Here is a 5,612-nt window from a genome sequence, read left to right on the forward strand (position 1 = left end):
TAACAATCCTGTTATGAGTAATATATATAAATGTAATATTTAACTTGCTCAAGCATTGTTTTCTGAATGTTTGTGAAATGTGAGTTGCTTCACAGGGACTCGCTCATGGCCCTTTTTACCGATGTAGAAATCATTTTCTTAACTGCTCAATATGGATGGTCAGGAACATGAGCTCATCTTCCGTTAACGCATGGTCATGATGCAATGCTATGTATTTGTTTATTTTTTCTGCGCATTCGTGTGAGGCTACATACTTTTCTCTTACCAGTCTTGGCAGAGACGGATCGTCATTATTGACAAACTTACGGTCAAAAATACGTTGAGCAAAGAATTTAAGATGGGTGATAAAGCGCTGATAGCTTAATGAATCCTCATTGTATTCCAGCGTAAAATGATACTGCACCAGGCTGAGGATATCCTGCATAAAACGGGTTATTTTCATGGTGTTTTGCATATTGTCATTTAGCTGAGCATTAACAAGATGCAGGGCGATATATCCGGCTTCATCTTCAGGAAGCAATACGCCAGTATGGCGGTAAATAATCTGCAGTGACTCTTTACCGATGGCGAATTCGGAAGCGTAAAGCTTTTTTATTTCCCAAAGCAATGCATTGGGGATGGTGATATTTTCAGCAAAACGTTGTAAAGCATAATGAAGGTGATCGACCAGGGAAATTAGTACGCTGGCATGCAGTTTGGTTGCCAGACGAGTTTTAGCCAGTGCGATAATTTCTTCCGTCGCACTAATACAACTCGCCGGAACTTGTTCAAGCAAGGCTTTGAAATGATCGCTGTAAGGGTTATTGAGCGAGAAGATTTTTTCGATCAGCTGCGGATTAATCGATTCACCCGGTTTTTTTTGAAAGCCGATGCCTTTACCCATCACCACCGTTTCCTGCTGGTTCTCCCCAAGCGTGATCACCACGTTATTATTCAATATGCGATCTATTTGCATTCTATTTATGTTCATGAGGGTAGGCCTTATTCCCTTAAGAGAATTTAAGTATTTGGCGGGAACGTTATGGCAGGTTGAGATGAGCTGTCAATTGCAACGCATGCTAAGTCGAAAGAGGTCTCCCTCTTTTTAGCTAAATTGCTGGGGGAATCACAGTATGGTGTAAGACTTATGTTAAGGGGAGCGACGGATACGCTCCCCTTGACGCTGAAACAGCGGGCAGTGGGAGGGTTGGCACGCTTGGCTTCTGGCTCGCTCTATCAGGACGTGACCGACGGCAGGCGCTTAATCGCCTCAAGCAAGGGTTCGGTCTTGCCTGCCGCACAGATGCGTATCCAGCCTTCGCCCGCCTGCCCAAAGGCCACACCCGGTGCCACGGCGACGCGTGCGGTGAGCAGGAAATGTTCGGCCCAGGCGGCGACGTCTCCTCCGCTGACGTGTGAAACATCAATCCAGATGTAGAATGCCCCCTGCGGGCGTTGATAGGGGATGCCGCGCTGGTCAAGGGTGGCGCAGGCCGCTTCGACGTTAGCGCCGTAGTGCGCGCGCGCCTCGTGCACGTAATCCTGCGGACCGTCGAGTGCTGCCACGACGGCCAACTGCGCAGGGGCATTGACGCAGCTGACGGTAGCCTCCTGCGCTGCGCGGAAAGTTGAGGCAACGCCCGGTGGCGTGACCAGGTAGCCAACGCGTCCACCGGTCAGGCCATAGGTTTTGGAAACCGAATAGACGCTGAATACGCGGCCGTCGGTATCGAGAGAGGCGACGCTGGTAAACGCACGGCTGAAGGTAAAGTATTCATAGACTTCATCGCTGATAACCCAAAGGTCATGCCTGGCGGCAAACTGTAGCAGTTCGGTCAGCTTTTCTGCGCTAAAGACCACGCCGAGCGGGTTTGACGGGCTATTAATCAGTAACACTTTGGTACGCGGTGTAATGCAGCGCTCGAGATGACTTATCGAAGGCTGGAACTCCTCTTCGGCGGCCAGATGATAGGGAACAGGGACGGCACCGAGCAACCTGGGAATCATGGTAAAAGTGGCGTAACCGGGATCGGGGATGAGGATTTCGTCGCCGGCGGTCAGCGTTAATGACATCGCCATATGCAGAGCCTGCGAACCGCCCGACGTCACATGGATTTGATCATCGTCGACGCGGTAGTGATTGTCGCGTTCAAGTTTAGCCGCAATCGCTGAACGCAGCAGCGCCATACCGCTGTTGGGCGTGTAGTGGGTAACGTCGGCATTCCATGCGCTGGCACCCGCATCGAGGATATGTTTGGCGACCGGCCGCTCGGGCTCACCGATGCTCAGTTGAATGACGTCGTCGAGTTCAGAAGCCAACTCATAAATGCGGCGAATCCCTGATGCAGGAATGGCCAGTGCGTTGGCGGATAGTTGCGGCATAAAATCTCCAGTGGGCAAGGGGCGGGCCAGCACGGCGGCGTTGAAAGTCTCCATAAGTTGTACTTAAGAATAAAAAATAAGTAAAGCGGTGAAGGTTTGGGCCGCAGAGGCTAAATCCTGAGCATAAAAAAGCCCCTGCAGCGGGACTGCAGGGGCTTGAGTACAGGCTATTGCTGTACTAACTGCTTTCAGTTTACCTGAGTCGGGATACCTGAACGCAGGGAGATTGCTTTATCAACAACCTGTTGATTGACGCTTGGGTCAGCCATCAGGGTCGCGTTGTTGCCAGAGAGGGTGATTGGCAGCGGCTGCTGAGAATCAAACTCCTGCTGGTTAGCAGACAGTGGGTTGTGAACTTCGATATAACGCGCACCGTTCGGCAGGACCGCTGTTTTGACTGGCTCATTGATAAACTGAACGCGGGTGCCGACGGGCACATTTTCGAACAGCCATTTGATGTCGGCATCACGCAGACGCACACAGCCGTGGCTTACACGCAGGCCGATACCAAAGTTGGCGTTGGTGCCATGAACGGCGTAGAGACGGCCAACGTACAGCGCGTAAAGACCCATCGGGTTATCAGGACCGGCAGGGAAGGTCGCTGGCAGCCACTGGCCTTGCGCCGCGTATTCTTCGTGCATTTTCGCCGTAGGTGTCCAGGTTGGACCGGCTTTCTTGTGCTGCACGGAGGTTACCCAGTTCAACGGCGTGTCTTTACCCAGTTCACCGATGCCGATTGGCAGAACAACCACGGTGTTGGTGCCTTTCGGATAGTAATAAATGCGCATTTCGGCACTGTTGATAACCAGGCCTTCGTGTGGGGTATCAGGCAGGATCAGCTGCTGAGGAATAGTCAGTACCGTGCCTGGATTGGGCAGGTAGGTATCTACACCTGGGTTAGCTTCCAGCATGTTTGCCAGACCCATTTGATATTGTGCAGCGAAATGCTCCAACGGCAGTTTGTTGTTTTGTGGCACTACGACGGTGATGTTTTCACCAACTAAACGGCCATTGTTTGCCGGCAGTGGATAGACAACTGCAAATGCAGCCTGGCTATACGCAGCAACAGCTAAAACCAAAGTAAAGATCGCGCGAATGCTCATTTTCATATTTTCTAAGGTTATTCTTGCCACACAGGCACTAGTTTATGGGATTTTACCCGGAACGATATCACCGGGATGACCCTTATATTGTATGTACACAGGGGCTTGAGAGTGAATCAAGATGTGTAACCAATCACTTTTTCAGGGCTGCTAATTATAAAGAAATATTTCAAACAGGCCAAAACTTTCTCAAAATTATAGCAAAGATCGCCTTTTAAGGTTTTTAAGGGCATTTAGATTGTCCTACCTGTTTTCTACGCTAACTTGAACACCTTCCTCTATCATTGAAGCTCATTAACGTTGAGATAGTAGATATGTTCGTCAAAAAATTGCAGATTAGAGGTTATCGATCCCTCCGTCAGTTAGAGCTGGAACTTGGGCAGCTGAACGTTATCTGTGGCCCCAATGGGTGCGGCAAGTCGAACCTTTATAAGGCGGTAAAGCTGATGCATGAGGCGTCCCGTGGGCAGCTTTCTGCGGCACTGGCCCAGGAAGGGGGGATTCAGAAGGCGCTATGGGCCGGTGAGAAACGCACAGGCGACAGTAAGATGCAGCTTTCTGCCATGCTTGAAGATTTTGATTACGAAATCCAGCTGGGTTACGAAATGTCATCACTGTCGAACACTCTCTTCAGCCTCGACCCCAGCGTAAAATCCGAGTCGCTGTGGATGACGGGACATCGTCGCCGCCCGTCCAGTCGTTTGGTCGAAAGAGTAAACCAGACGGCGAAGCTGACCAATTTCTCCGGCGAGCAGGTACGTTACCCACTCAGTATTGCCGCGCATGAGTCCATTTTTGGGCAGCTTTCGGAGCCCCATTTGTATCCAGAAGTCTCTCAGCTGCGCGAAGTGTTACAAGGCTGGCGTTTTTATCATGAGTTTGCGGTCTGGCCAGGTTCTCCCTTGCGTCTGCCTCAGGTGGGGATCCGCTCGCCGGTGCTTGCCCACGATGGCCACAATCTGGCCGCAGCATTTCAGACAATCAACGAAATAGGCAATCATGAGCTGTTGCATCGCGTGTTGTCTGCCGCCTTCCCCGACAGCGAGTTTTTCGTTGATGCCTCGATGGGGCGTTTTCAAATAATGATGCAGCGGAAAGGAATTTTTCGCCCTCTTGAAGCCACCGAGCTTTCCGACGGCACGTTGCGCTTTTTATGCCTGGCAGTCGCTATGCTTAGCCCGAGGCCACCGGCTTTTATGGCATTTAATGAACCGGAAAACAGTCTGCATCCCTCTCTTATGCCCGCGTTAGCAATGCTGCTTGCTGAAACCAGCCGCTATAGCCAGCTGTGGGTCACCAGTCATTCGCCTGAACTGGCGGCGTTAATTCGCCAGCATACCGAAATTCGTTATTTTGAACTAAAACAACAATCCGGTGAAACAGTGATGGCCGAAGACAGTTAATAAACCTGGGTGATTATATTGAGGCTGTATTTTATTATTAGCGTAATCAATCAGTAAGGAAATTGAAAATGGCGCTCTTTTGGGGAGAGGTCTGGGCGAATGATGCGGATTAAAATTCCGAGAAATGCAAATGTTTATCCGCATTAATTCTGTAATAATCATGCAAGGCCTTGCAAGAGTGGGGTCTATGTAGGTTTTTTTGAATTAACCTGTTGTTAATCTGCGTCATGTTGTTTAAATCTCATTTATTAACTAATAATCTTAATAGGGCGGTGTGCTAACGGTTGCTTATTACCTGGCGCTGCTTGATTAACTTCCTTTAGTCTAGATATCTATAACAATCTAATTATTAATTAGAAGGTGATGCTATGCAATTATCCGTTTCAGACATTGCGTCGGGGAATATTAAAGGGCGAAAGATATCATTAGTTGAACTTGAGGAGATTACCGATGGGCGGGGATATCTGATTAGCATCGAATTTTCTAATCGGGTTCCTTTCAGCGTAAATAGATTCTCATATGTTTTTAATAACAAGAATCAAGGTCGACTGGCTTATGCCTGCCTGCGAAGTAAACAATTGATTATTTGCCTGTCGGGTAAGCTGCGAGTGAAGTTGCATGACGGTGCTGAGGACTGCGAATACTGGCTTGATACGCCTTCGAGGGCGTTGCTGCTGGAATGCCTGCCTTTTATCCTGATGGCGGCAGAAGGAATTCCTGTGCCGGTGCTGGCATGTTCGCTGTT

General features: G+C 49.5%; 5 protein-coding genes. 2 read left to right on the top strand and 3 right to left on the bottom strand.

Annotated elements, in window-relative coordinates; all coding sequences use genetic code 11:
• Positions 1-130: 130 nt before the first annotated feature.
• From licT to BS640_RS21720, 3 genes are all read right to left on the bottom strand, one after another.
• Positions 131-955 (bottom strand): BglG family transcription antiterminator LicT, encoded by an 825-nt coding sequence (licT, locus tag BS640_RS21710; RefSeq protein WP_017490086.1) that lies wholly within the window; start codon positions 953-955, stop codon positions 131-133.
• Positions 956-1,215: 260 nt separating this feature from the next.
• Complete coding sequence (locus tag BS640_RS21715) at positions 1,216-2,361, bottom strand: pyridoxal phosphate-dependent aminotransferase (RefSeq protein WP_017490085.1); 1,146 nt, start codon at positions 2,359-2,361, stop codon at positions 1,216-1,218.
• Positions 2,362-2,549: 188 nt separating this feature from the next.
• Positions 2,550-3,470, bottom strand: coding sequence for a L,D-transpeptidase family protein (locus BS640_RS21720; protein ID WP_017490084.1), 921 nt, complete (start codon positions 3,468-3,470; stop codon positions 2,550-2,552).
• Between the two features lie 308 nt (positions 3,471-3,778).
• Here BS640_RS21720 and BS640_RS21725 point away from each other — a divergent pair, with 308 nt between their 5' ends.
• Both BS640_RS21725 and BS640_RS21730 read left to right on the top strand, forming a co-directional pair.
• Positions 3,779-4,867, top strand: coding sequence for an AAA family ATPase (locus BS640_RS21725; RefSeq protein WP_084913320.1), 1,089 nt, complete (start codon positions 3,779-3,781; stop codon positions 4,865-4,867).
• 368 nt (positions 4,868-5,235) lie between these two features.
• The coding region (locus BS640_RS21730; protein ID WP_206600948.1) for a sugar 3,4-ketoisomerase at positions 5,236-5,612 on the top strand (377 nt) is incomplete at its 3' end.

Origin of the sequence: Rouxiella badensis (genome assembly GCF_002093665.1) — a bacterium.
Lineage (GTDB): Bacteria > Pseudomonadota > Gammaproteobacteria > Enterobacterales > Enterobacteriaceae > Rouxiella > Rouxiella badensis.

Bases quoted from the DNA above. Each gene is read 5' to 3' on its own strand.
- BS640_RS21725 (WP_084913320.1), top strand. From the start codon at position 3,779: ATGTTCGTCAAAAAATTGCAGATTAGAGGTTATCGATCCCTCCGTCAG.
- BS640_RS21720 (WP_017490084.1), bottom strand. From the start codon at position 3,470: ATGAAAATGAGCATTCGCGCGATCTTTACTTTGGTTTTAGCTGTTGCT.
- BS640_RS21715 (WP_017490085.1), bottom strand. From the start codon at position 2,361: ATGCCGCAACTATCCGCCAACGCACTGGCCATTCCTGCATCAGGGATT.
- licT (WP_017490086.1), bottom strand. From the start codon at position 955: ATGCAAATAGATCGCATATTGAATAATAACGTGGTGATCACGCTTGGG.